The 25,745-nt window shown below is 47.6% G+C and carries 17 protein-coding genes; 3 read left to right on the forward strand and 14 right to left on the reverse strand.

Translation table 11 applies throughout. The features are described from left to right. The first annotated feature begins 126 nt into the window (after window positions 1–126). Entirely contained in the window at window positions 127–624 is a 498-nt protein-coding gene (locus MHI52_RS30510; protein WP_036671799.1) for a DinB family protein, read from the forward strand. A 248-nt stretch (window positions 625–872) separates the two neighbouring features. Beyond that, complete coding sequence (locus MHI52_RS30515) at window positions 873–1,943, forward strand: SDR family oxidoreductase (RefSeq protein ID WP_405158197.1); 1,071 nt, start codon at window positions 873–875, stop codon at window positions 1,941–1,943. Between the two features lie 60 nt (window positions 1,944–2,003). Here MHI52_RS30515 and MHI52_RS30520 read toward each other — a convergent pair whose 3' ends face one another. The 8 genes from MHI52_RS30520 to MHI52_RS30555 form a co-directional block, all read right to left on the reverse strand. Beyond that, a complete protein-coding gene (locus tag MHI52_RS30520; protein ID WP_047840975.1) occupies window positions 2,004–2,378 on the reverse strand; it encodes a helix-turn-helix domain-containing protein in 375 nt (124 codons plus the stop codon). 84 nt (window positions 2,379–2,462) lie between these two features. After that, on the reverse strand, window positions 2,463–3,413 hold the full coding sequence (locus MHI52_RS30525; protein WP_405158198.1) for an SMI1/KNR4 family protein: 951 nt from the start codon (window positions 3,411–3,413) through the stop codon (window positions 2,463–2,465). Between the two features lie 211 nt (window positions 3,414–3,624). Then, complete coding sequence (locus MHI52_RS30530; protein WP_339284866.1) at window positions 3,625–4,134, reverse strand: hypothetical protein; 510 nt, start codon at window positions 4,132–4,134, stop codon at window positions 3,625–3,627. Window positions 4,135–4,166: 32 nt separating this feature from the next. Continuing rightward, entirely contained in the window at window positions 4,167–5,792 is a 1,626-nt protein-coding gene (locus MHI52_RS30535) for a rhamnogalacturonan lyase B N-terminal domain-containing protein (RefSeq protein ID WP_405158199.1), read from the reverse strand. Between the two features lie 353 nt (window positions 5,793–6,145). Next, window positions 6,146–7,018 carry an AraC family transcriptional regulator gene (locus tag MHI52_RS30540; protein WP_340028022.1) on the reverse strand — a complete coding sequence of 291 codons (873 nt, stop codon included), beginning with the start codon at window positions 7,016–7,018 and terminating at the stop codon, window positions 6,146–6,148. Between the two features lie 169 nt (window positions 7,019–7,187). After that, window positions 7,188–9,296 (reverse strand): TerD family protein, encoded by a 2,109-nt coding sequence (locus tag MHI52_RS30545; protein WP_405158200.1) that lies wholly within the window; start codon window positions 9,294–9,296, stop codon window positions 7,188–7,190. Window positions 9,297–9,635: 339 nt separating this feature from the next. Then, window positions 9,636–13,892 (reverse strand): S-layer homology domain-containing protein, encoded by a 4,257-nt coding sequence (locus MHI52_RS30550; RefSeq protein WP_405158201.1) that lies wholly within the window; start codon window positions 13,890–13,892, stop codon window positions 9,636–9,638. 177 nt (window positions 13,893–14,069) lie between these two features. Continuing rightward, window positions 14,070–15,206, reverse strand: coding sequence for a response regulator (locus tag MHI52_RS30555; protein ID WP_076320146.1), 1,137 nt, complete (start codon window positions 15,204–15,206; stop codon window positions 14,070–14,072). 177 nt (window positions 15,207–15,383) lie between these two features. Here MHI52_RS30555 and MHI52_RS30560 point away from each other — a divergent pair, with 177 nt between their 5' ends. Beyond that, window positions 15,384–18,464, forward strand: a complete 3,081-nt coding sequence (locus tag MHI52_RS30560; RefSeq protein WP_164783232.1) for an ATP-binding protein — start codon at window positions 15,384–15,386, stop codon at window positions 18,462–18,464. Between the two features lie 241 nt (window positions 18,465–18,705). Here MHI52_RS30560 and MHI52_RS30565 read toward each other — a convergent pair whose 3' ends face one another. The 6 genes from MHI52_RS30565 to nikA form a co-directional block, all read right to left on the reverse strand. Next, window positions 18,706–20,211 (reverse strand): malate:quinone oxidoreductase, encoded by a 1,506-nt coding sequence (locus MHI52_RS30565; protein ID WP_076252082.1) that lies wholly within the window; start codon window positions 20,209–20,211, stop codon window positions 18,706–18,708. Between the two features lie 379 nt (window positions 20,212–20,590). Then, on the reverse strand, window positions 20,591–21,559 hold the full coding sequence (locus tag MHI52_RS30570; protein ID WP_405158202.1) for an ABC transporter ATP-binding protein: 969 nt from the start codon (window positions 21,557–21,559) through the stop codon (window positions 20,591–20,593). Next, complete coding sequence (locus tag MHI52_RS30575) at window positions 21,556–22,356, reverse strand: ABC transporter ATP-binding protein (protein ID WP_405158203.1); 801 nt, start codon at window positions 22,354–22,356, stop codon at window positions 21,556–21,558. Before MHI52_RS30575 ends, MHI52_RS30570 begins: the two co-directional genes overlap by 4 nt. Next, complete coding sequence (gene nikC, locus MHI52_RS30580; RefSeq protein ID WP_076217106.1) at window positions 22,353–23,207, reverse strand: nickel transporter permease; 855 nt, start codon at window positions 23,205–23,207, stop codon at window positions 22,353–22,355. Before nikC ends, MHI52_RS30575 begins: the two co-directional genes overlap by 4 nt. Then, window positions 23,204–24,151, reverse strand: coding sequence for a nickel ABC transporter permease (gene nikB, locus MHI52_RS30585; protein WP_405158204.1), 948 nt, complete (start codon window positions 24,149–24,151; stop codon window positions 23,204–23,206). Before nikB ends, nikC begins: the two co-directional genes overlap by 4 nt. Continuing rightward, on the reverse strand, window positions 24,151–25,701 hold the full coding sequence (nikA, locus tag MHI52_RS30590) for a nickel ABC transporter substrate-binding protein (RefSeq protein ID WP_405158205.1): 1,551 nt from the start codon (window positions 25,699–25,701) through the stop codon (window positions 24,151–24,153). The genes nikB and nikA overlap by 1 nt, the downstream gene beginning before the upstream one ends. Between the last annotated feature and the right edge of the window lie 44 nt (window positions 25,702–25,745).

Here is a 25,745-nt window from a genome sequence, read left to right on the forward strand (position 1 = left end):
TATCATAGGCATTTTAAGTATTTAGCGTTCTTCGTTATCCATTTTTAATTTTTAGCAATTTAATTGTATAATACTAAATAGAAGACAGGTTATCAGATCCGGTCTTGGAAGAGAGGAAGGTTCCATATGTCAGATGTTAATCAAAGCTTTGGGCAAGCCCTTGTCAAATCATTAGTGGGGGAACGCGGTCATATCCGCATCGCCCGTGCTCTACCCGATATCGATGTCACACTTGCTGCTCGTACGCACGATGCCATGCCATATACGATCTATCAGTTGGTGAAGCATATGCATTATTGGCAGCAATTCATGCTCGAACACTTGGAAGGACGCAAGCCACAGCTCCCTGCTAACGTGAGTGAAAGCTGGCCTGAAGAGAAGGGTCCACAGGACGAAGCGACGTGGAAGGCAGATATTCAGGCATTCTTGGATGGAGTTGATCAAGCCGTAGCCATTGCAGAAACTGCACAATTAGATGATCCACTGCTCTATTTCCCGGGTGAAACTAAAGCAGGACTTCTGCGCAATATCGCCTCCCATAACTCGTACCATCTAGGGGAGATTGTTCTGCTACGTCGCTTCTACGGCGCATGGCCGCCTCCAGGTGGCGGATATCCGGCGTAAACCATATTTTCAACAGATCTATTGAACGAATATACAGACACATCTAAGCTGTGAAAGGACAATTGTTCCTTTTACAGCTTCTTGTGGTTATAGGTAATTAACCTCCTTTGAAGTGCCAATTATAACGCTCATATCCTGCTCCAGGCTCATATATTACTTCAAAGTACGTATATGACTTTGAGGTGCGTACTTCTCATCCTTCTTTTTCTGACCCACAATATGAACAGAAGAAGAGAGGAGCATGTCCATTGAAACCCGAACAATCCGTTACCCGTTACACCGCACTTGTCATTGGTGCTGGAGGCGTCATTGGAAGGAACCTTATTGATTATCTGATGACACTTCCGCAATGGAATGTCATTGGTGTATCTCGCCGCGGAGGGGAAGATGCCCCTAGGTTACGTTATATATCAGCTGATTTACTGAACGAAGTAGACACACAAGACAAACTGAGTCATTTAACGACCGTTACGCATATTTTCTACGCCGCATATCAGGATCGCCCAACTTGGGCCGAATTGGTACAGCCCAACCTGGCGATGCTCGCCAATGTGGTGAATACCATCGAACCGATCGCTCCAAATCTCCAACATATTAGCCTAATGCAAGGTTATAAAGTGTACGGCGCACATCTGGGTCCTTTCAAAACACCTGCCAAAGAAACGGACGCATATCATATGCCCCCTGAATTTAATGTCGATCAGCAACAGTTTCTCGAAGATCGGCAACCCGGAAGCAGCTGGACCTGGTCAGCCCTTCGCCCGTCTGTGGTATGTGGATTCGCCCTGGGTAATCCAATGAATCTTGCCATGGTTATTGGCGTGTATGCGGCTATCTCCAAGGAGCTTGGCTTGCCACTTCGATTCCCTGGGAAACCAGGAGCGTATCATTCGCTTCTTGAAATGACTGATGCAACATTGCTGGCTCATGCAACCGTATGGGCAGCAACCGATCCGCAATGTGCCAATCAGGCATTTAATATCACCAATGGTGATCTGTTTCGCTGGAATGAGCTATGGCCCAAAATCGCTGCGTTTTTCGAATTGGAACCAGCACCTCCACTGCCCCTTTCACTTGCAACAGTGATGGCAGATAAAAAAAATCTTTGGAATTCCATGATTGAAAAGTATGGTTTGATAAACACCCCTTATGACGATGTCTCTTCATGGGCATTTGGTGACTTTGTCTTCTCGTGGGATTACGATTTCTTCGCAGATGGTTCCAAAGCTCGCCGCTTCGGATTCCATGATTTCATTGACACTGAGACTATGTTTATGGATATTTTCAGAAATCTACGTGATCGCAAAATCCTTCCGTAAAGTAAATAAAATGCAAAATAAGCCGATTCCTGAATTCCAGAATCGGCTAATATAAGTCCCTCAACGGTCAGTAGTAGTTGGCGGCTTAAACAGAATTTTTCCTCGATCACCATATACATTCTCCACGTGTATATCGCCCCACCTACACATCAGATGAAGAATCTCTTTAAGACTCCATCCATACGCTGTTAACTCATACTCCACTTTAGGTGGGACCTGGTGATGGGAAATACGGACAATAACCCCCGCCTCCGTTAGTTCACCAAGTTGCTGAGTCAACACTTTCTGAGTGATCGCAGGGATCAGTTTCATCAGCTCACCATTACGTTTCTTGCCAAAGGTAAGATGGAATAGAATAACAGGCTTCCACTTCCCCCCGATTACTTCAAGAAAAGCTTCCACTGCGGTGTTATATACTTTGAGCGGTTCCTCCATATCACCTTCTGTCTCCCTTCCAGACAAAAGTACCTCCTAAACGAATGATGTGTTTTTGCACAAACAGTTTAAGGAATTCGAATTCTAAACCTCCGGGGTCATTAATCCCTGGATAAACGTCTCAAAGTTCGGTGCCAGCAGAATGGTCTCTTTGGGATTCTCCCTCTTCACATAAACGACCTCAGGTTCTCCATCATTACCGAATGAACGATAATCGAGCATGACAACCCCCGACTCCGAAGGAGAAACTGCGATGACTACACCAATCTCCGGATAGCCTTCACGTTCAATCAAAGTCCAGCTACCTTGTGCACCGGCTAATGTGCGAGGCTTCTCACGGCCAATGCCCAGTATGCCTTCAATTTCAACATAATCCGTAGCTCCTGTATCTGTATTCGCTACAGGGAAATAACGATTGTACGGAACGCCACCGTTATGTAGCTTCATCATCTCAATGTAGGAGACAGGGAGTCGGAACACCAATTGCTCCTCCACAGAGTCAATGAGACCATCACTTGGCGGATTGGACACATAATGCTCCAGTGCCTGCTCACTATCGTTCCAGAATTTGCCTGATTCCGGTCTGGGAACCGTTGGAAGGGTCGCTGCAACGTCAACGGGTACACGGAATTCTTCACTAGCCTCTGGATCCGTTTCAACTTCAGATTCAGATTCGGATGGCTCCTCCATTTTGCTTCGAATCCATTCCAGAAACTCCAGCGTATCTTCATCCTCAGGCTCCAATTGATCCGCTCTTTCGAACGCTTGCTGGGCATGCGCATATTGCTCCAGATAATAATAAGCCAGTCCAATCCGATAATGCCAAAGTGGGTCGCCTGTGCCCTCTTTAGCAACCGTCAGGAATTGTTCAACCGCTTCTTCATACCTTTCCAGGTTATTTAGCGCTCTTCCCAAATGGTTAACCAGCTCATAATCCCTTTCTTTCACAGGAATTGCTTGAATTGCATCTACAATTTCCTGAAACTCATCTTCTTCATGCCACTCTTGCAATTGAACCAACAGATCGTCTCTCATTCTCTTTTCCTCCCCGTTCATTCACTCATGATTACGTATTGAAAATTATACCACTATCCGGATCACCATCTCCAGCAATGGACTGCCTGCAAATTTAAATCAAATAGGTGTCATCCAAGTTCATTCAGACGACTTGGATGACACCCACTATGTTTGATCATGCAACTCGGACTACTTTACCTAAGAATCATTGGCAGAAAATTAATAATATTTATGTGTCGTCCTCGTTGTTCGGGACTGAATAAGGCCTACTTTCTGGATCACCTGCTGTCTGGACGTACCATTCCGTATACTCTGCTGCACCTGTGTCGGAATCTGATTCCGTCGGTTTACACGTAAACTGATAGGCTGTCACATCATTACCACGAACGGTAATTGTAATCGCCAGTTCCGGATCGCCCCAACTCGGATTTTCGTCCTTATACTCTCCATTGACTACTTCATTTTGAAATGATGGGCTGGTCATGAAATCTCGGGTCTGAACAAACAGACGTCCTACCTCATTTTCTCCCAACTGCTTTTTCACAATGTAGGCAAATTCCACCCGTGGAGTGGAATAACGAATCTTCGTCTCTCGAATTTTCGGAAACTCCTGCTTGATGTTTTGCTTATACGCCTTAATTGAAGCAGATGAAACATTAGAATAGGAAGTACATCCCATTAAGAAAATAATCAACCCTATGAAGACCGGTACCATCCAATATGTTTTATTACGGATCATATCTTCACCTGCTCTTACATTGCATTCGCAATTTAATTCAACAACTCAACACAATCGTAGACCCAACCTGCACTTAACCAGTTACCCAAGTCACTGGAACCACTGATCGGCGTAATCGTGATAGTGTTGGAACCATTGACGAAGTAGGATGCTGGAACATTCCAGCTAAAGGTTGTGTTGTTCCCACGATACGTACCAATGGTGAAGCTACGAGATTTGGGCTGTGAAGATGCAGCAGGATTGGTTAAAGCATGTCCATTAACCGTTACACTCGGTCTGCCATTATTGTAAGCTGCGGTAATACCGATGTTGAGCGTATGAGAAGATGCCGCTTGAGATGCATTCAAATTAAACGTTATTGTGGTTGGAGAATTCTGACCACGGAACTGGATTGCCGGGAATCGATTGGTCGCGCTACCGGTAGCATAGGTGACAGGTCCCCAGCTTGGGTTGCGACTATCGGAAGGGTGACGGATCGGAATCGTCTGTCCATTCAGCAACTCCCGTGGTGTACCATCCCAGTTGCCGATTCGCCAGATGTTAGAGGCTTTACTTGGGTCATTGTTGATCGTACGTGTATTCAGTGTCGTCGTTTGCCCTGCCGTGACATTAACCGTTTCCGTATATACGGCCAGTTCTCCCTTATAAGCTGTCATAGTGTACGTGCCCGGGATCATGCTGTATTTGGCGGCCGCCCCACTTGAAGACGTCCCCACCCAATACTGGGCATTGCTATTAGCGAACCCAATTGTGTAAGCATATCCTGTATCCATCCCGGAGAGGCCATTAAGCACTACGTTCCCCCGACTGGATACCCAACCCTGCAGATTCAGACCAGACATCCAGCTGAAATCGGGTACACTTGGCGTACCTCCGGTTGTAAAGATCAAAGCGTACGGCCCATGTAGACCCAGGCGCCAATTCTCCGTCTGTGCATGTCCCGAGTTCATATAGTTATATACTTCCGTCTCTGTTCCACTTTGGAACTGGATGTCGCGGAAGAATGGACCACCAGAGCTTTTTTCCCGATTGCCGTAGGCCATAAATACACCGACGCCATTCCCCGTAACTCCACGAACGGATAAATCTTTGGCCTGATCATTACCATAATATTTGGAGGCCGACTGTCCATTGGCAAACCCGAACACATCCTGACTTTCAATCGCTCCGGTGTTACCCCTGTTGTTTGAATTCGCCGGAACACCTGTCAAAACACTACCATTACCACGGAAAATGTATCGCAGCTCCCCGATCGAAGGTTGAGCCGTGATATGCGTGGCCATGTATATGATATTCTCCCCACCACGTGAAGCATAATAGTGAGTTAGTGTGCTTGTGGATACCGTAATTAACACGGTTGATCCTGAAGGAGAGGTATTCCACGTCACATTGGCAGAGGAGCCCAAACCTGAGCCGATATGTGATCCTTTGTTGCTGTTCAGCTCTGTACCGTTCATTTTGGCCGATATAATATCCCCATTGGTTTTGTTCACCACATAGACTAATCCTGATCCGGTGTTTACTTCAATTCTGGAGCCGTTATCGGTCACATTAATGGTTGCCGCGTGTCCAGTAGATGCAGGGTATACAACAGCTGTTGCGATCATAACGATGATTAAAAACAAACCAAGCGCCTTTCTCACTATACTTTTGGTCATGAGTAATTCCCTCCTTGGAACTCATTTAATAAAGCGCTTACATAATAATGTATAATAACTGACACTTCCGTCTCATATCGATATGTCTGCTATGTGAGCCCGTCCATAATCAATGGAATGTTTATGTCTGCGTGCGTATAGAATAGAGTCATCACTTCATGTAAACCTGATCTCGCCACCCCCTTTTTAAATCACTCTTCTACATCCAAGTATTCTTACAATTCCAATAAAATAATACCATTATATTACATATATTTGCAATGAAAACGGCTCGTACATCCGATAGCAAATTCTGAAAACAAAAAACGCAGCTTCAAAAAGCTGCGCCCGCAGATACTAAGCTAGAGACAGTATCATCTCTTCCGAATAGGTATCCATATCTCACTTCTATATTGCTCTACAGTAACATCCTTGTGCTCATTCCATAACATTTCCGGGCCCTCACTCAGCTCATAGTCCGATGAAGGAAACCATTCCGCGTAGATCCGGCCCCACACCTCCTGAAGCGTGCCTGGAAACGGGCCAACGACAGTAAATACAGCCCACGTTGAAGCAGGAACCTCCAGCTGTTCCAGTCCTTCAGGCGTCTCTTTTGTCGTAGCTGCACCAATGTAATGATCCAGTTCTCCCTGTTCCGCCATCCGTCCCTCACTGAAATGGGCTGAAGCACTGATTAAGCCCAGAGGTTGGACGTTTGATGCCCCCTTGATCGAATCAATCAATTCCAGTGTAAGGCTCTGGTACATCGCCGCGATCTCCGGATTTACCCCGTTGAATACGATTGGCACCCTTTTACGAATACCCACGATTCGAAACGCCTCTTTATCTTCAATACGGTAGTTCATTTCGCTTCCTCCTTGAATGGTCAGTTGAAATGTCATCCGTGGGAAGGCTTTAAGGGATGGACCATGGTTACGCGCTTCGGAGGGCGTAGTGCCATGCATGCTTTGAAAAGCACGCGAGAAAGAATCCGGCGATGTATACCCGTACTTTAGTGCAATATCAATGATTTTGCTGTCACTGTGGCTTAACTCCATGGCTGCAAATGTCAAGCGGCGACGTCGAATATATTCCGAGAGTGTTACACCACTAAGAAAAGAGAACATGCGTGTAAAATGATACTCCGAGCAGCAGGCAATCCGGGAAATCTCCTTCATGTCCACGACATCCATCAGATGCTCCTCAATATAATTCAAGGCTTCATTTAACCGCCTCAGCGTATCCATATCATCCCTCCCACGTTAATTTAAGCTTAGCAAAGTCATTCTCTTTGCATCCGACATTACCTGCACCATTCTGTAGGCTCTTTGCATTTAAACCAGAAAAAAAGAGCAGCATCAGCTACTCTTTTCTAACCTTGATATTCACATATCACCAGTAGTCAAGTCAAACAGGTCAAACCAGATACTCCGCCATAATCTGCTCGATATCATAGGGTGTAATACCTTGATCGACCGAATAGATTGTATCCGCCTGATCCATTGTATCCACCAGCTCTCCTCTAGCTTTGGCATGGAGCATGAACAAGTCATGCAGATCGGGTTTGCGTAAAGTCGTTAGTGCTTTGCCCATCAGGACCATACCTTTTTGATTGCCTTCCACATTATTGTAGTAATCCGGATGGCTTGTCAGCGCCAGGTCTGTCCAGATGACGGTACGTTCAACCAGGTCCATAATGACAGGGATCGCAATCTGCGTATCCGCGGTAATATCGATTTTGTTCGCTACGGTAGACGGTTCGAAAATCTCGCCAGACCCCGGCTTCTTCCGCATCATCCACCCTACAAAACATTCCGGCAGATCACAATACGGATGACTGGTGAACGAAAGCAGTGTTGCCACCACATATCGTCCACCATAAGCCACGATGGATGGAATATGCAGATCAATAAACTCACTTGCTCCGTTAGGTGCAGTCACGATATCTCCGCTATGGACAGCCTTATAGTTAGAGGATCGCAGATTCGTATAGGAAATATGCTCCACATAGTTCCAGTCCTTATCGTACATCACCGCAGACAAGTCAATGTCCACACGCCCTGTAGACTTTCCATCCACGTCCCCCTCTCTCCACCAGTTGAAGAAACGAATGGTATCACCCTCTGCCATCGGCACACGGCTTCCACGAACGATAGTATGCAGAGCCTTGCTCGCCGATCTCTGGGAAAAGGGCACCAGATAATCATGAAGCTGCGGATCGACATAAGTCTTTCCAAGCGGGGCAAGGGCAGCGAAGCGCTCTACCAATGCCTGTTCGCACAATTGCACGACATTCTGACACGTGGCTTCATTGATCTCTGGCAGCTCATTCGGAACAGCAAAAGCTTTGGCTACATTGCCTTTCGGGAAAAAGACACGCAAATCCTGCGGTTCATTACGGTGGGCAAAATGCTGTCTTACCTGCAATAACACCGGGGTAGATACTTGCTCCAGTACCTCACCAAATGCCAGCAGTACATACGCTTCATCTTCGGTCATCCGCAGCAAGTGATCCAATCTTCTCGCAAATTCACCTGGATGCTGTGACAACAGATCAATCAGACTCCAGACATTCCGATATTGGAAGGCAAGCTCCACACTTCCGTTGAAGGTCGAGTAAGGCTTATTATTACGCAAAATATCAAAGGCTTCTTCGCATCGCGGATACCGAAGCTTATATTCCGAAGGATGCAGAATTTCGCCAAGGCGAATCCAGCGATCTTTATAGCGGAGCATATCCTCCGTCATGGAGCCACACTGCTCCAATAATCCGAGCAAAAGGCGTCTCTCGCGGCGTTTGAATTTCCGGAAGGGAGAAGCCGCAGCGAGGCTAACATCACCATCGGACCAGGCAACAGCCAGACGCAGGACATCACTTGCCGTTTTGAAATACGGACCGATCCGGTCGATGTTCGCTTTTTCATGCTTCAACAGCGAGGCGACCACAAAGCCCACATTTTCTTTGAACGGAATCTCAGTGGGTAATAGCGCATCCACGTCTTCCGGGTCTGCATGCTCCAATACCGTGTCGATATCGGCCTTGTCTGTTTCCGAGATGGAACCTTTTGCTTCAATGATCTGACGGATGAGTGTCTGGAATGCTTGCTGGTTTCCCAGTCCAATGACTTTCAAGTCCGTCTTCTCCAGCAAAGGCATTCGCTCCACAGATGGTTGATCCGGATAGACCACAGTCAGGTTGGTCAGATAATGAATAATCGCATTGAGATATAACTCGGCCTCATCTGCTTGCATCACCTGCATTGGGAATCCTGCATACATCGGTGTGTACTTCACATGTGCGCCGACCATGACTCTTAGATCAGCCACCAGTTGAATATATGTTGCTTCAAATTGTTCCTTGGACAGCTGCCGCATCGCCTGCATTAGCTCATCCGAGAAGGTGTATCCGAGTGCTTCAATATTTTTGAGGACAGTCGCCAGATATGTCTTCGGCAACTGTTGCTTCCCTTCGTTTGATTCGATAATGAGTTTGTTTGCTCTGCGCAAATAGATTGTATTGTTCATGATAAAAGAGTCCAGGAAAGCCACATCCCTATATAACGTGGAAGGTTAGGGTTAGAAGGAAGGAATGTGATAGCCTGGACGCCTCCTCTCTGAAATAAAATCTTCAGGAGAGCTGCGACCCTATGATCTCCAATGATTGTAGAAGGAAGGATCGCAATAGCCTGAAGGCCAGCAGTTCAAAGTTTGTCACCCGAACCTCTGGTGAACCCATCATCTCAGATTCCACGATCTGCCAACAGGGCGAAAGTATTACGACATGGATTTAAGAATTTAATAAAAATAGAAAAAAGCCTTTGCCGACCCCCAATGTCAGCAAAGGCTTTTCATTTTAGATTGTGTTTATTGATCAATCAAGTTTGTTACTTTCAACATTCTTGCAATCAATGCAGTAACCTCGGCACGAGTCATCGTGGTCTTTGGACTCAGCACCTCCGGCCCATTACCTTGGATGATTCCGGCTGCAATCAACTGGGCTACATCTTCTTTGGCCCAATTCGATACATCCGTTGCATCACTGTAACGTTCCAGTTCAGAGTTCATCTGATCCGGGCTGATTACCGCTTCCGGCTCAATCAGACGGTAGGCACGAGCAACCATAGCAAATCCTTGCTCACGTGTGATTTCCTGATTACCGTTGAAGTTCCCATTATCGTAACCGCGAACGATACCGAATTCGTTTGCAAGGGCTACCGCAGAGCGGAACCATGCCGAATCGTTAACGTCAGGGAATAGATTCTGTGGTGCATCCTGACGCATTAAGCCCAGTCCAAGCACAACAATCTCGGCAAACTCAGAACGAGTAACCTGACGGTTCGGTGAGAATGTGTTATCTCCGTTACCCTGCAAATCCAGTCTTGCAGCAATGTTGTTCACATCAATTTTACCCCAATGGGATCTGGCATCTTCAAAATCCTGCGGGTTCCAGATGACCGAGTAACTTCCGCTGCTACGCAAGTCATTAATGAGTGCGTAGTAACGACTACTGATCTTAGTGACAACCGTTGGTACATGGAAGATGCTACCGTCCGGATTAATGATTACGCCTGTAGTAATCCGGTTCGGATCGATACCTTCCGGAAGTGCAATATACTTCGGTGCATAACCGTTCAGCTGGCCGGATCGCACGGTCTGTCCATCTTTCGTAAACGTCAGATCCAGATCAACCGGTGTGACAAGTAGCTCGTATCCTTGGGATGCGGCTCTTGTCTCAGCGCTGTCAATCAAAGCATCCGAGGAACGTGCGATATCAACATGGACATCAATATCATTCAACGCTGCATTACCAAGCTGTCTGGACACACCATTCACGTCCATTTTACCGCCAGGTACCGGATAGATTGCCAGCGGATTGCTAATGTTTAGTTTGGAACCTTGATCCACCAATTGTTTCAGTGTATCGAGGGTTAAACCGTCCACCTTCATATCCCCATCATTCGGTGAATGAATGGCGAACTGCTGGCCTGTGCCTTGTGACATGGCAACATTCAGCTTGGCTGGATCAACTTGAACCAATGTTTCTTTGTTGTCAGATGGTTTGGATGTAGCAAATGGTTGATGGTTACCATCCCGAGTTGTTTCCAAATTATCCTTCACGGGTGCCGGAGTTGGCGTTGGTACTGGCGCAGGTGTAGGTGCTGGTGCTGGTGTACTTCCGCCGTTACCTCCCGTATTTCCACCGCCGCCATTGTTGCCTCCACCATTGTTACCATTGTCACTGGATGCTCTAGTCACGTTGATTTTATACGCCGTAACATTTCCAAGTGAATCGGTTACTCTAACAACGATCTTATTCCCACCGACTTGAAGCGGTAGATTCTCACTTACACTGCCACTTGAAACCTCGTTCCATTCTCCATCTCCAACAGCTATTTCAATCTTCGCATGTGGATCAAGTGCCGTTGGCGTGAGCTGGAATTGATATACGCTATTCGGCACAGAGATGGTGTACGTGTCTTTCGCCGGATCAAAAGCCGGAGACAAGCTTCCCACGGAAGGGACCAGTGTTTGCAACGTAGACTCATCTGTACCAATTACTTTGGTAAGTCCCGTTCTAGCGTTAGTCAGATCCTGAAGTGCCTTGTCTACCTGCGCTTGATTCGCTGTCAGATCATTAAGCACTCGATTTGCTTCATTCATCGCATCTTTGAGTGCTTCCCAGCTCGCTGGTGTGTACGCTGACTCTTCCAGGCTTTCACCTGTAATTTCAGTTAATTTCGCCTGCAAAACTGATTTATCTACAACGGGTACAGATGTTGTAGGGATTAGGCCCGTTCTTGCATCTGTCAGATCCAAAAGTGCCTTATCTACCTGCGCTTGAGTCGCTGTCGGTTCATTCAACACTCGCTCTGCTTCATTCATCGCATCTTTGAGTGTTACCCAGCTCGCTGGCGTGTAAGCTGATTCTTCCAGGCTTTCACCTGTAATTTCAGTTACTTTCGCTTGCAAAGCTGATTTATCTACAACGGGTACAGATGTTGTAGGGATTAGGCCTGTTCTTGCATCTGTCAGATCCTGAAGTGCCTTGTCTACCTGCGCTTGAGTCGCTGTCGGTTCATTCAACACTCGATTTGCTTCGTTCCTTGCCTCTTCCAGTGCTGTCCAGCTCGCTGGCGTGTAAGCTGATTCTTCCAGGCTTTCACCTGTAATTTCAGTTACTTTCGCTTGCAAAACTGATTTATCTACAACGGGTACAGATGTTGTAGGGATTAGGCCCGTTCTTGCATCTGTCAGATCCAAAAGCGCCTTGTCTACCTGCGCTTGAGTCGCTGTCGGTTCATTCAACACTCGCTCTGCTTCATTCATTGCATTATCCAGTGCTGTCCAGCTCGCTGGTGTGTACTCCTCTTCGTCCAGTTCGCCTGTTTCGATCTTACCGTTAATCTCATCGATTTTGGCTTTCAATTTCGCCTTATCAATAACAACATAACTTTTCGAATTTGATGCTTCTGAATCTGAGTAGGCTGGATTGTTCGTCTTCGCTGTTACTGTCACTTTGTAGGTGCCAACTTCTAGCGATGGTACCAATTGCGACAGGTTAAGCGCCTTTTCGGTTACTTCCACCGTCCGCTTCCTGCCGTCTTCCAGTTCAATCGTTACTTCATATTTATCTGCATGCTCAACTGCTTCCCATTTCAACTCATCGTCGATCAGTGTGATGTCTGGCGCCGTCAAAGGAGCAGCAACTTCTGCTATCGTAAAGTATGAATTCAGACCAAAATTGGAGGTATTTATGCTTACTTGGCCATTTTCAATTAAATAGAACGATTTTGGAGCATCAAATTTTGCATCATCACTAATTACTAGATATCGAGGCAACTCCGTCGAGCCACCTTTTTTGTCTAGTTGAAGTGTAATCTGTGTTTCAGTCCAGTTTAATTTCTGTATTTTGTAGATACGCTTCATCATAAGCAGTTTTTCTTTATCATTAGTAATCGGTGTTACGAAATCGGTATTTTTCTCCCCATTGTCACCGAATGTAAAGAAAGAAGAATTTTCTGTTATTTTATTTTCATTAGCAGAATTCGTATCCTCGATACTGTTGCCTAATGCAATCGTCAATATCGAATCTTCTTCCTGCGCTTTGGCTTGTTTCTGCATCAATCCGCTCTGATCATCTCGACCGATGCTTGTAATCCGATGGGTATAGACTTCGTTCTCCTGGGCATCCCAGATCGTAGCCATGTTTGAATCGACATATGAATTTGCTGTCGTCTGATCAAGCGTATAGCCGTATTTGATCGCCAAATATGTGCTGACTTTTTGGCGTTCTGCGTCCGTCAGAGCATGGTCAAATACGATGATTTCTTCAATCGTACCCTGCCAATATCCACTATTCTCCACAGTTGCCGGAATTAGCTTACCAACTAAAGCTCCGTCCGAGTTACCAGTATTCCATGCCTTAGCATTATCTTTTCCCCAACCACCCAGTTCCTGTACCTGCTCCATTTTACTGTACAATCTAGCTATATTCGTTCCAGTGTCCCCACCTGTCCAAGTAACAAATAGCTCGGTCGGGAATGTCGTTCCCATAAACTTGTCGGGAGTGTATAAAGTCTGATTACTGTCACTGTTAAATGTCGTCAAGCCGCCCCTTGCGTCAACTTGAAGCATCCCCATACCCGTATAAGCATTCGTTGTTTGTACTCCCCATGAAATAATATAATTGAGGCCTCCCGTTTTATTGGTTTTGCTAACGGTAATGATCGATCTGGGGCTCTTCCCTTGAGGAAGCTTACTTACATCCAGATTCATAAAACTACTCGTGCCGTTATATTCCAATACCGGATTGAAATTGATATTATGATTTTTATCATCCCAATAGGTCGGTTGATTAGCTTCCGTACTTTGGGTTGCGTTGTTTATTTTACTGCCTTGATCTTCCCAGATACTCACCTTTTCGCCGCTGGCAACTCCGCTTACCCGCTCTGGTCGTAGCCATAGTGAAGGGGATCCAACTCCGCCCGGACCAACAGGAGTCTGGTTAGTCGCCTCCGCTTGAGCCAAACTCATGGGCAACGTTCCAATCGCTAGAATAAAGGAAAGAACCAGCATGGAAATTCTTTGCCATGGTTTCTTCCGGATTTTTGCTGTGTACATAGTTTCCTCCTACTTAATATGTTATTTTTGGACTGCTTACTGACTCAAAACATCATATCTACCCTCATCTTGCTTATTCTACACATAGCCTCTTACCAAACTCTTACCAGACTCCTCGCTAACAAATACAACAAAAAACAGCCTTGCAAATGAAGCTGCAAGGCTGTATATTTCCAATTAACTATTCGAATTTTTCCATTGTTGGTACCATAACTCAACTTCTAGGCCAGGGCGTATACCTGCCTCTTGTTCTAAAGCGATAACCAACTGATTATATTGAGCGACCACAGGATCTTTATTGCCTAATCGATCGTAGGTCTTCATTAAGGCCAGTCCGACTTCCTCCAATGATGGTTCGAATTGCTGTACCCGGTAATATAGCGTTAGTGCTTCCGTATTCTGCCCTAGATCAATGTAATATTGTGCGAGTTGCATGGCATGGTTACGCCAGAGTGCATGCAATCGCTGGCGCTCCAACTCAGCCCATACATAATCGTCCTCGCCATAATATTTGCCTTCATATTGATCTGAGGTCTGCCGATGTTCAGTTATTGTAGACGAAGATAATAGAGGCAATCGGTTAAGACGGCTCTCCCATTCTTCCGCATCAATCCTGAATTCACCCGTTTCCAATAGATAACCAAACTGTTGATAACGAATGACCATCTTGTCCTCACCCATGAATTCGTTCATCATGCTGCGTAAGCGATGGATCCCACTGTGCAGATTGGATATACCTCTCCGCTCATCCAACTCTGGCCACAACAGTTCAAGTAGCGTATCCCGCTTAATCGGTTTGTTCCGATGGTGGAGCAAATAGGCGAATAACTCTCTAATCTTGGTTGTTCTGAACTTCATATGTTTTGGCGGCTCATTTGGGTGCACTTGGACTTGGAGCATCCCCAGACAACGGATCAACATGGATGGCCCTTCTGTTATATTCAGACTTGCTGACACCGTTCGGCGTTGATACATCTTCATCGTTTTTTCCAAACGGTCACGCGTTACAGGCTTCATAATATAGTCCAGCACTTCAAGCCCATAGGCTGTCAGTGCATGTTCGTTATATGCGGTTGTGAAAATAACTTCTGTTCCAGGAGAAACCTCATGGATACGTTCGGTCGCCTCGATCCCGTTCATCCCCGGCATTTGAACGTCCATGAAGACGATTTCCGGCAGATGAATTTCGATCTGATCTATGGCTTCCTGTGCCGTCAGAAAAGAGCCGATAACTTCGCAATCCTCTCTCTCTTGCAACAGTTTGTTCAACCTGCTCAGAGCGAGATATTCATCATCTACCAAAATCACTCTCATATGCACAACTCCTCTGGCTCACTGATCACCCTTTAATCTATAATTTTACCATAAATCCTGACGTGGGACCGCTATCATTTAAATATAGAATCTATGTTCCGGTATTCAAAAAAATGTTCATCTTTGGCAGAGGGCATGCAGGAATTTGAAGTAAACTGTCGAAAACTAAAGTCTGCCATGAAACCAATAACCTATAAAAAGATACCCCGATATGTAGTGCTGTCGATTCTATTCCTGACTATTTTGCTTGGCTTTCGCTGGATATGGTCCGAGACTTTCACTATACCCGCACATCCTGAACCCATTGAAGGCTTGTTAGACCTTCGAGGCTGGGACCTCGCCAACACTTCACCCATATCCCTGGATGGAGAATGGGAGTTTTATCCCCAGACGTTAATCTCTAATCGTGACGCGAAAATAGCGGATAACCCATCCACACCGATTCAAGTTCCCGGTGACTGGCGTGATGCATTACCACAATCCTCATCGTCGTTTGGATATGGGACATACCATCTTCGCATACTTTTAGATCCATCTGTGGAGGAAGTCTCTCTCTGGGCTCAGAAAATCCAGACATCATCGATTATCGAGATGAACGGGACCATTGTTGCCGAATTCGGCCAACCTGCCACTCATGCCGAAGCCTATCGACCAGAAAGGACTGCATTTACAACTTCCTATGTGCTTGACGGTTCTACCGAACTCAATCTTTTGGTGCAGACAGCCAATTTTGACGATCCTTATAGCGGAGGGATCACACGCTCTCTCTATTTTGGTTCTCCAGAAGCCATTGGAAGTGAACGAGGACTATCCATTGACTTGCAAAAGATTACATTCGCTATACTGCTTTTGCACAGCCTATACGCTTTTGTCATGTTTCTATTTATCCGAAAGGAACGAGCTCTTCTGACGTTCTCGATGCTAACGCTGGTAGCTGCCCTAACGGTCGCTTCCGACCATGACAATCTGTTATTAAGTTGGATTCCACTCAACTTCACTTGGATCGTTAAGGCCAAAGCGTTGTCCTATCCGTTGTTCGCATTCTTTCTTTTACAAATGGCTAAAAGCTTCTCCCATAGTCTACAATGGCGTAAACTGTTCCGCATCTATGCCAGCGTGCTTGGCGTTTACTGTTTATTTTTGCTAGTCGCACCAGTGACCCTGATCTATCATGTACTTGAGATTGGGCTCTCTGATTTCCTTTATCTGTTTGCCATCGGCTGGTCTGTGTACCTATTCTTCCGAATGGCAGCCGAGAAACGAAGGGACGCAAGCTTTTTGCTCTTTGCGGCTACTAGCAGCCTATCAAGCGTGTTATGGGGAATTGTGAACTCACATAGCGAAATTACCAACGTGTATTATCCGATCGATGTGATTGCGGCCATGTTTGGCTTCTCCGCCTATTGGTTCAGAAAATACTTCCGCAATTCAAGTGAGATCGAGAAGTTGTACGAACAGCTCAAAGAAGAGGATCGCCAGAAGGATCAGTTTCTTGTGAATACGGCTCATGAATTGCGTACACCGCTGCACGGGATCATCAATATCGCCGAGAGCATCGCGGTTCGTGAACGTCGTAAATCAGGTGGGCAGCAGGCAGAAGACATGAAGCTGTTAGTTACCATCGGCCGACGCATGTCCCAACTGGTGGATGACCTCCTGGATGTCATTCGTTTGAAGGAAAAACGTATTACGCTTCAGAAGAAACCTTTATCTCTTGCATCTGTCATTCCAGGCGTGATCGGTATGTTCCGATTCATGGCAGAGGGCAAGCCCATCCATATGCAGGTGGATATTCCAGAATCACTGCCGTTGATTCAAGCCGATGAGAGAAGACTTGTTCAGGTGCTCTACAACCTGTTGCATAATGCGCTCAAATTTACCGATGAGGGTACCATTACCGTGTCCGTTCGGGAACATGGAGAGTACGTCTTGATTCAAGTTTCAGATACAGGTGTTGGTATGAGTGAGGAGATACAACAGCGAATATTCGAGGCGTATGAACAAGGGACCCCAGAGGCCCGTTTAAGCGGAGGAATCGGCCTCGGTCTCAATATCAGCAGGCAGCTCACCGAACTCCATGGCGGCCAACTCACCGTGCAATCCGTACCTGGGCAAGGATCGACCTTCCAGATCTCGCTTCCACGGGAAGACACCGCATCGTTATCGGACCAGACTGAGCAGCAATGGGACGCTCACAGCTTCGATGAAATTGCGATTGCAGAGCCGCAGCAGCAGACCGTCTCTCAAGATAAGACTGCCGCAAGAATTCTTGCCGTCGATGATGATCCTGTAAACCTGCGAGTACTGATCTCCATGCTTGCGAATGAACCGTATCATATTCAACCCGCGGCCTCGGCGCTTGAGGCACTTGAATTATTGGATAAGGAGCCTTGGGACTTACTGATTGCCGATGTCATGATGCCTCATATGTCCGGTTATGAACTGACCGAGAACGTACGCAAGCGTTATTCGGTATCCGAGCTTCCCATCCTGTTGCTGACGGCCCGTAACGAGCCAGCGGATGTATACGCCGGATTCATGGCCGGTGCTACGGACTATGTCACCAAGCCCGTGGATGCCGTTGAATTAAGGCATCGCATCGGTTCTCTGATCGTACTGAAACAATCCATTGATGAGCGACTGCGCATGGAGGCTGCTTACTTACAAGCACAGATTCAGCCCCATTTTCTTTTTAATACGCTCAATTCAATCATGGTTCTTAGTGAGATGGACACGGAGCGAATGCAGAAACTGGGCGATGCTTTTATCGAGTACCTTCAGACCAGTTTTCATTTTGTTAATTCGGAGAAAATGGTTGAGGTCACTCATGAGTTGGATCTCTCCCGCGCCTATCTCTACATTGAGAAAGAACGATTCATGCATCGGTTGAACGTCATCTGGGATATTCCCGATGATCTTGATCTATCACTGCCGCCACTCACCATTCAACCGCTCATTGAGAATGCTGTTCGACATGGTATTCTCAGCAAAGTTGAGGGTGGAACCGTGCATATCCGAATCATCAACCAAACAGCGTCCACCTTGATTGAGATCGAGGATGACGGTGTGGGGATGCAGCCCGAGCAGATCGAACGGGCACTAGCGTGGCCCAAGAAAGGTCCCGGTGGAACTGGAGGCATTGGATTAACCAATACACATCGCCGGTTGACCCAGATGTACGGACAAGGTTTGACCATCGTCAGCTCGCCGGGCCAAGGTACGAAAGTTTCCTTTGTCATCCCTTTGGACCGCAGTTGAGAGCCTGAGCATTAAGATCGTTCTATAACTCTACAGCGGCATATTATTCGATCCATATCCGTTTGCTCTGTGTAAGGTCTACGGGGAGCGCTGTGATAGCGGATATGTTCAAGTTCAAGTTCAAGCTCAAGTTCAGGTTCTGACATACCAAATAAACCAAAAGAGAGCTAAGCACGGGTTTCGACCCGGCTTAGCTCTCTTTTCTATGACTTCATTATGATCTAACACAATAAGCTAAACGTTATACGTGCAGGACATGTTTTTCATCCGATAATCCCAGTGCCTTGGCTGTTGAAGAATGAACCTCTTTGAGAAGATCCAAGTTCTCCACAAGGGATATGCCGTAGGAAGGAATCATTTCCTTGATCTTTGGCTCCCATGCCTCCATATGCTGCGGGAAGCACCGCTGAAGAATCTCAAGCATGACCTGAACCGCGGTGGATGCACCTGGTGATGCACCTAACAAAGCAGCAATCGTTCCATCTGCAGACGTGACCACTTCCGTACCAAATTGCAACGTTCCCTTGCCACCTTGAACGGTATCCTTGATCACCTGCACACGCTGCCCCGCCAGAACCATATCCCAATCCTCGCTCTTCGCACCCGGAACAAAGTCACGCAATTCTGCCATACGTTGTTCTTTGGATAACATCAGTTGTTGGATCAGGTACTTGGTCAAAGAGATTTCTTTGACACCTGCTGCGAGCATCGTAAGCAGATTATGCATCTTAACAGACGTGATTAAGTCGGCATTGGAACCCGTCTTCAGGAACTTCGGTGAGAATCCCGCAAACGGCCCGAATAACAGCGACTTTTTATTGTCGATAAAACGAGTATCCAGATGTGGAACCGACATCGGCGGAGCCCCTACCGAAGCCTTGCCATATACTTTGGCGTGATGCTGTTCCACGACTTTTTGATTTTTGCACACCATAAAGATCCCACTGACCGGGAATCCGCCGATATGTTTACCTTCCGGAATGCCCGTCTTCTGGAGCAAATGCAGACTTCCGCCGCCCGCGCCGATGAAGACAAATTTCGCCTTATGGCGTTCGACTGCACCACTCTTCAGGTTTTTCACGGATAATTCCCATTGTCCATCGCTGGTACGTTTCATATTCTTCACGCTATGTTGGTAGTGGACGCCCACTTGTTGTTCCTTCAAATGTTTGATCAGCATACGCGTTAAAGCACCAAAGTTAACGTCCGTACCGGAGTCAATTTTGGTCGCTGCAACAGGTTCATTACTGGTACGATCTTTCATCATCAGCGGCATCCATTTCGCCAGCTCTTTCTTGTCATCCGAGAATTCCATGCCTGCGAACAACGGGTGATTCGACAAGGAGTCATAACGTCTTTTCAAAAACTGGACATTGCTCTCTCCGTGTACATAACTCAAATGGGGAATCGGCATAATGAAGTCCCGCGGATTACGAATCAGACGGCTATTGACGAGATAGGACCAAAATTGCTTTGAGATCTGAAATTGTTCATTCACTTTAATCGCTTTGCTAATATCTACGGTTCCGTCTGGTCGTTCAACGGTATAGTTAAGTTCGCACAATGCAGCATGCCCGGTTCCGGCATTATTCCATTCGTTGGAGCTTTCCTCTCCTGCAGTGGCTAGCTTTTCGAAAACCTTAATATTCCAGTCTGGTGCCAATTCTTTTAGCAAAGTTCCCAAAGTTGCACTCATAATTCCGGCACCAATCAAGATAACATCTGTACTCGTTTGTCCCTGGCTCATGTCTACCGTCCTTATATCCTATATTTGCCAAAAGGATGTAAGCGTTATCGATTTGGCATTTGCAGCAAGCCCATTCTTGAACGGGATCGCACCTTCTCTGAATGATTATAACCTTGATCTAGTGTATCAATAATATAGAGCAATTTAAATATGCAATTTCAAGATATTTGCTATTCCATCAGTATACGCTAGTTTACATCGGAACGTTAGCCCGGTTATAGGCCTGAAAGATATATTTGTTCAAAACAAAGAAAGGAACCCGGTTTTAGGGGGACTTTGGATGATCAAATGGATGCACTAAAAGCCGCTCTCGAATCTCTTCGTAAGGCGGCTTCATATATAAATTAACGATTACCACCCCCGGCGTCTCCGGGAGTACTCAGAAAATTGAAATCAGTTCCTTTGTATACGGATGGCGTTCTTCAGCGAACAACGCATCTGCACCAAAGCGGTCAACGATCTGACCTTCCCGCATAACGATGATGCGCTGGCTCATGCGATGTACCGCGGCCAAGTCATGCGAGATGAACACGTATGAAAGACCAAGCGATGTCCGCAGATCGGTGAGCAACTGCAAAACTGCTCCTTGCGAGATCACGTCCAGGCTGGCCGTCGGTTCATCCAGAACAACAACGTCCGGTTCAATGCCAATAGCACGTGCAATCGTGACGCGCTGGCGCTGTCCACCACTTAGCTCATGGGGGTAACGTCCAGCCAAATCGCTAGGAAGCTCCACCGCTTCAAGCAGCTTTTGGACGTAAGCCTCCTTCGACGTGTAGGTAAAGTGGGACAGCTCGACGTTCCGTCCAAGTTGTTCGTACGGATCAATCAGCGAATCAGCAATCTTGAGCTTGGGATTCAGAGCTGCCATCGGGTTCTGGAAAACAATCTGAATCTTCCGGCGATGTGGCCGCAACCGTCGGCCGCTCAGCCGTGCAATATCCTGTCCACCCAGTGTAATCGAGCCTGTATCTGCATCTTCAATCCGTAGCAGACAGCGGGCGAGCGTACTCTTGCCGCACCCGCTCTCGCCAACCAGGCCAAGGCATTCGCCGTGGTTCAGGGTGAAGGAAATATCGTTCACAGCCGGTCGGTCTGCACCCGCATACGTTCGGCTCAGATGTTCCACGTGAAGCACAGGATTGCCAGGGGTGCTGAGCGATGAAGCATTGTCTGAACCGGCAATATCTATATCCGCATCTATATCCGTATGATCTGTACCCGCAGTATCTATGATTACATTGTCTGTGTCTACATCGTTTAAGTCTTTAGCAAAATCTTGGCTTCGCACACCAGATTCTTCGGACTGCAGGAGTCCACGGTGTTCAGCATTTGCGGTTGTCTTCATTCGCTTCCTGCCTCCTTCAATCCCGACTTCAGCGAACGACTCAGAACGGGAGCCGCATCAATCAGCTGGCGCGTATATTCATGTTGGGGATGATCGAGAATGCGATGTTTCCCGCCAGATTCGACGATCTGCCCTTCCTTCATCACAGCCAAGCGGTTGGCATAGCGACGTACATGGCGCCAATCATGTGTGATAAACAGAATGGCACATCCCGTCTCCACTTGTTTGCGTGCCAGCAGTTCCAACACGCGATGTCCGGATAAACTATCGAGTGCCGTCGTTGCCTCGTCTGCAATTAGCAGACGAGGAGACAGCATCAGCGAGGTGGCAATCGAGGCCCGCTGAAGCTGTCCACCGCTCAACTGGAACGGATAGCGGCGCAGCAATTCAGCGCCAAGGCCAACCGATTCCAGCGCTTCCTCCGCTCGTTTCTTGCGGATGGCAGAAGACTTTTCTCCATGTACCTTCTGGTATTCATCAAAGTGCCCACCAATGCTGCGAAAGGGCGTAAATGCTCCCTGATAGTCTTGAAAAATATATGAGATGCGGCTTCCCCTCAGGGCGCGCATCTCCTTTGACTTCCGTTCGAGCAGGTTACTGCCTTCGAACATGACTCGCCCCGACGCATGCAGGTTGGGCGGCAGCAGACGACCAATCGCTTGCGAGAGCAAGCTTTTGCCACTACCGCTCTGACCAACCAATGCCATGAATTCACCTTCGCGAACAGCCAGAGAGACTTGATCTACAATCGAACGATCCCGACTGGAGATGCTCAGTTCCTCAATGGAGAGAATCATGGCTGCACCTCCTTCTTCACGTCAAACCGGTCTCTTAGATAGTCGCCCAGCATGTTGGCGAGCAGCACTACCGAGACAATGGCAAGGCCCGGATAGATCATCAGCTCCGGCCGAGACTGAAAGTAAGGCCTTGAGTCGTTCAGCATCGCACCCCATTCAGGTGTTGGCGGCTGTGCGCCAAGGCCAATGTAGGACAATGATGAGATGAGCAGAATGATTTTACCCAGATCAAGACTGGCCAGCACGAGCACATGACCTGCGATATGTGGAAGCAGATGTTTTCTCATGATACGACCGTCCGACAATCCGTTGGTGCGGGCAATGCGAATGTAATCCTTTTGTGACTCCGATAAAACCGTACTTCGAACGAGACGCGCATAGCTGACCCACTTTACGATCACAATCGCCAATACCAGATTACCGATTCCCGCGCCAAGCAAGCCACTTAGCACAATCGCCACGATGGTATCAGGGAAAGCAAGAAAGGCATCAGCAATCCGCATGAACAACTTATCGACCCAGCCACGTTTGTAACCCGCGATCAAACCAAACGGAATGCCAATCAGCAATGCAGCACCGAGTGCCAGCAGACTATAACCCAGTGTTTGGCCGCCGCCAAGCAGCAGACGTGTCAGTACATCGCGGCCCAGATGGTCGGTGCCGAACGGATGGAGAGCACTTGCACCCTGCAATCGTCCGCGCAGATCGGTTAAGGTATGATCATGTTTCAGAACTAAAAAGGCATATACGGAGGCCGCGATGACCAGCAGGGCAAATAGCAAACCAACGATCGCCTGCCAGTTATGTTTTTTAGATTTTGTAGGTGGAATGGGCAGGGGTATGGTTTTCATCGGTGGGCCTCCTTTTCCTTCAGTTTCATTTCGGGATTCAAATAACGGTACGACAGATCAACCGCCGTATTCACGAGAAATACCACGATAGCCATGATCAGAATGTAACCCTGAATCAGTGGATAATCACGCTGGCGGATGGCATCAACGACAAGCTTGCCAATACCCGGATAAGCGAACAACACTTCAATTACAACAACTCCGCCAATCAGGCTACCGAGACTGACGCCGAATACTGTAATGACAGGCGGCAGACTGTGCCGGAAGGCGTGAAGCATGAAGATCCGGCCTTCGGATAACCCTCTTGCCCTGGCGGACCGAACGAACTCCTGGCTAAGAGAATCCAATAGGCTGGAACGCAAAAGACGCACATAAACGCTGGAGATGGCAAGTCCCAGCGTCAGAGATGGCAGAATAAGTGATGTGAATCCATCCCGGCCCATGGTCGGCAGATTGCCAAAGCGTACGCCGAACATGTCGATTAGGATCAGACCCAGCCAGAAGCTTGGCACCGCCGCACCCACAATGGAGAGCATCCGGCTGCCCCGGTCAATCCAACTGCCACGATGGAGTGCTGACAGCGAGCCGAGCGGTATCGCTATGACGAGCATGACCAGTAGAGCGCCAATCGTCAGTTCAGCCGTAGCAGGCAACGCACGCATCAGGGTCAGCATAACTGGCTGGCCTGTTGAATACGATACACCGAAGTCGAGACGAACAAAATCGAGCAACCAGTTGCCAAACTGGACAGGAAGCGAATCATTGAAGCCCATTTCCTCGCGTACAGCTTCGACCTGCTCCTGACTAACAGACAGTTCGTCCACATTCAGGATCGTCAGCACGGGATCACCCGGAGCCAGACGAATGAACAGGAAACTCACAAACATAATGAACAACAGAAAGATAAATACCTCAAGGAACTTCCGAAGCAAAATGCGAAACATTACATCACATCCAGCTTATTGGTAATCATGTAATATTCACTGCGAGTGGTAACCCAATTCTTGATCTTCTTGCCATTATAGGCAACGATCGTACCTGGATGCAGCACGAATGAATTCAGCACGTTGTCATGCACATAGTTGGCTGCCTTCTCGGCAAGCTCTGCGCGCTTCTCCGGTGCAACTGTGAGATTCAGTTCATCGATGATCTTGGTCAGTTCCGGATCTTCCGATCCACTGAAGTTAAGAGCACCCTTAGGGTGATACGTCGCATTAAGGTAATAGCCTGCATCCCCACGAGGAGCCGTCAAATTACTGTACGTTGCAATATCCCAGTCACGGTTAGATGCCATATAATCTTCTGGCGTGTCAATCTGGCGAATCTGCACGTCGATACCGATCTTCTTCGCATCAGATTGGAATACTTGAGCAATCAGTGGCAGATCGGCACGAGCCGAATACGTCAGTAGGGTCAATTGCAATGGTTTTCCGTCCTTGGTCATCACGCCGTTTTGCTGCGTGTACCCTGCTTCGTTGAGATATTTTACAGCGACATCAGCTCCGGATTCCGTTGCTGTATCCGTATAGGTTGGTGCAAATGGCAGCGATGGCAGGAACGGTCCGATGGCCGCTTCGCCATAGCCGAGCAGGATCGTGTCGACGATACCCTGACGGTCAATCAGCGCGTCCAGCGCACGACGAACATTAAGGTCCTTCATACTCTCCCGCTGCATGTTCATCGTTAGTTGATGCACGCGGAACGTCGATGTAGATTCAACGGTCATGCCGTCCATCGCTTTGAGCGATTCGAGGCTTTCGACTTCCGGACGGTATACAATATCTACCTGCCCAGATTTGAGCGCTAGTGTGCGGGCATTGGCATCTTCATTGAATGAGAACGTGATGGAATCCAGAGGCGATGCTCCGTCCCAATATTCATCATAGCGATCCAGTTGCAGCTTGCTGCCTGGGGTAAAAGAGGTCAGTTTGAACGGGCCCGTACCAATGGGCTTGTTCACAATGTCCGGCTCACTCACGTCGATAATCGCCGTGTTGGGGTTCACCAGTTCCGAAGCGAACTCCGGGAACGGCTGAGTTGTAGTGATTTCCAATTTGTCGCCCTTGGCTTCAATCGTATCAATCTTCAGCGCGTTCTGGATGGCTACATTCTCTTCCAGTGCCCGCTCAAGGGATGCCTTAACGGATTCACCCGTCATCGGCTTGCCGTTCTGGAAGGTCACATCATCTCGCAGGTCGATCGTCCAACGCTGCCCGTCTTCGCTCTCCCAGCTCTCGGCGAGCCATGGAGCCACCGTCAGGTTCTCTTCATCGAGACGAACCAGCGTTTCCGTAATGCCCGCGCGCAGCGGCACATAGCTAGAATCCACATGTGGATCTAGCGAACTGGTGGAGAAGTTATATAGGAAATGAACATTTTTATTATCGGTGGATGGTTGCGCAGCGGGACTGGACTCAGATGATCCGCAGGCGCTCAACAGTCCAGCGCTCAAGGCCAAGGAGACCAGCGCTAGCAGTGGCGTCTTTTTATTCAAGGTAATGCCCCTTTCTCTTAATCGTAATCATTATGATCTACACA

Origin of the sequence: Paenibacillus sp. FSL H8-0283, assembly GCF_045040675.1 — a bacterium.
GTDB classification, from domain to species: Bacteria; Bacillota; Bacilli; order Paenibacillales; family Paenibacillaceae; genus Paenibacillus; species Paenibacillus amylolyticus.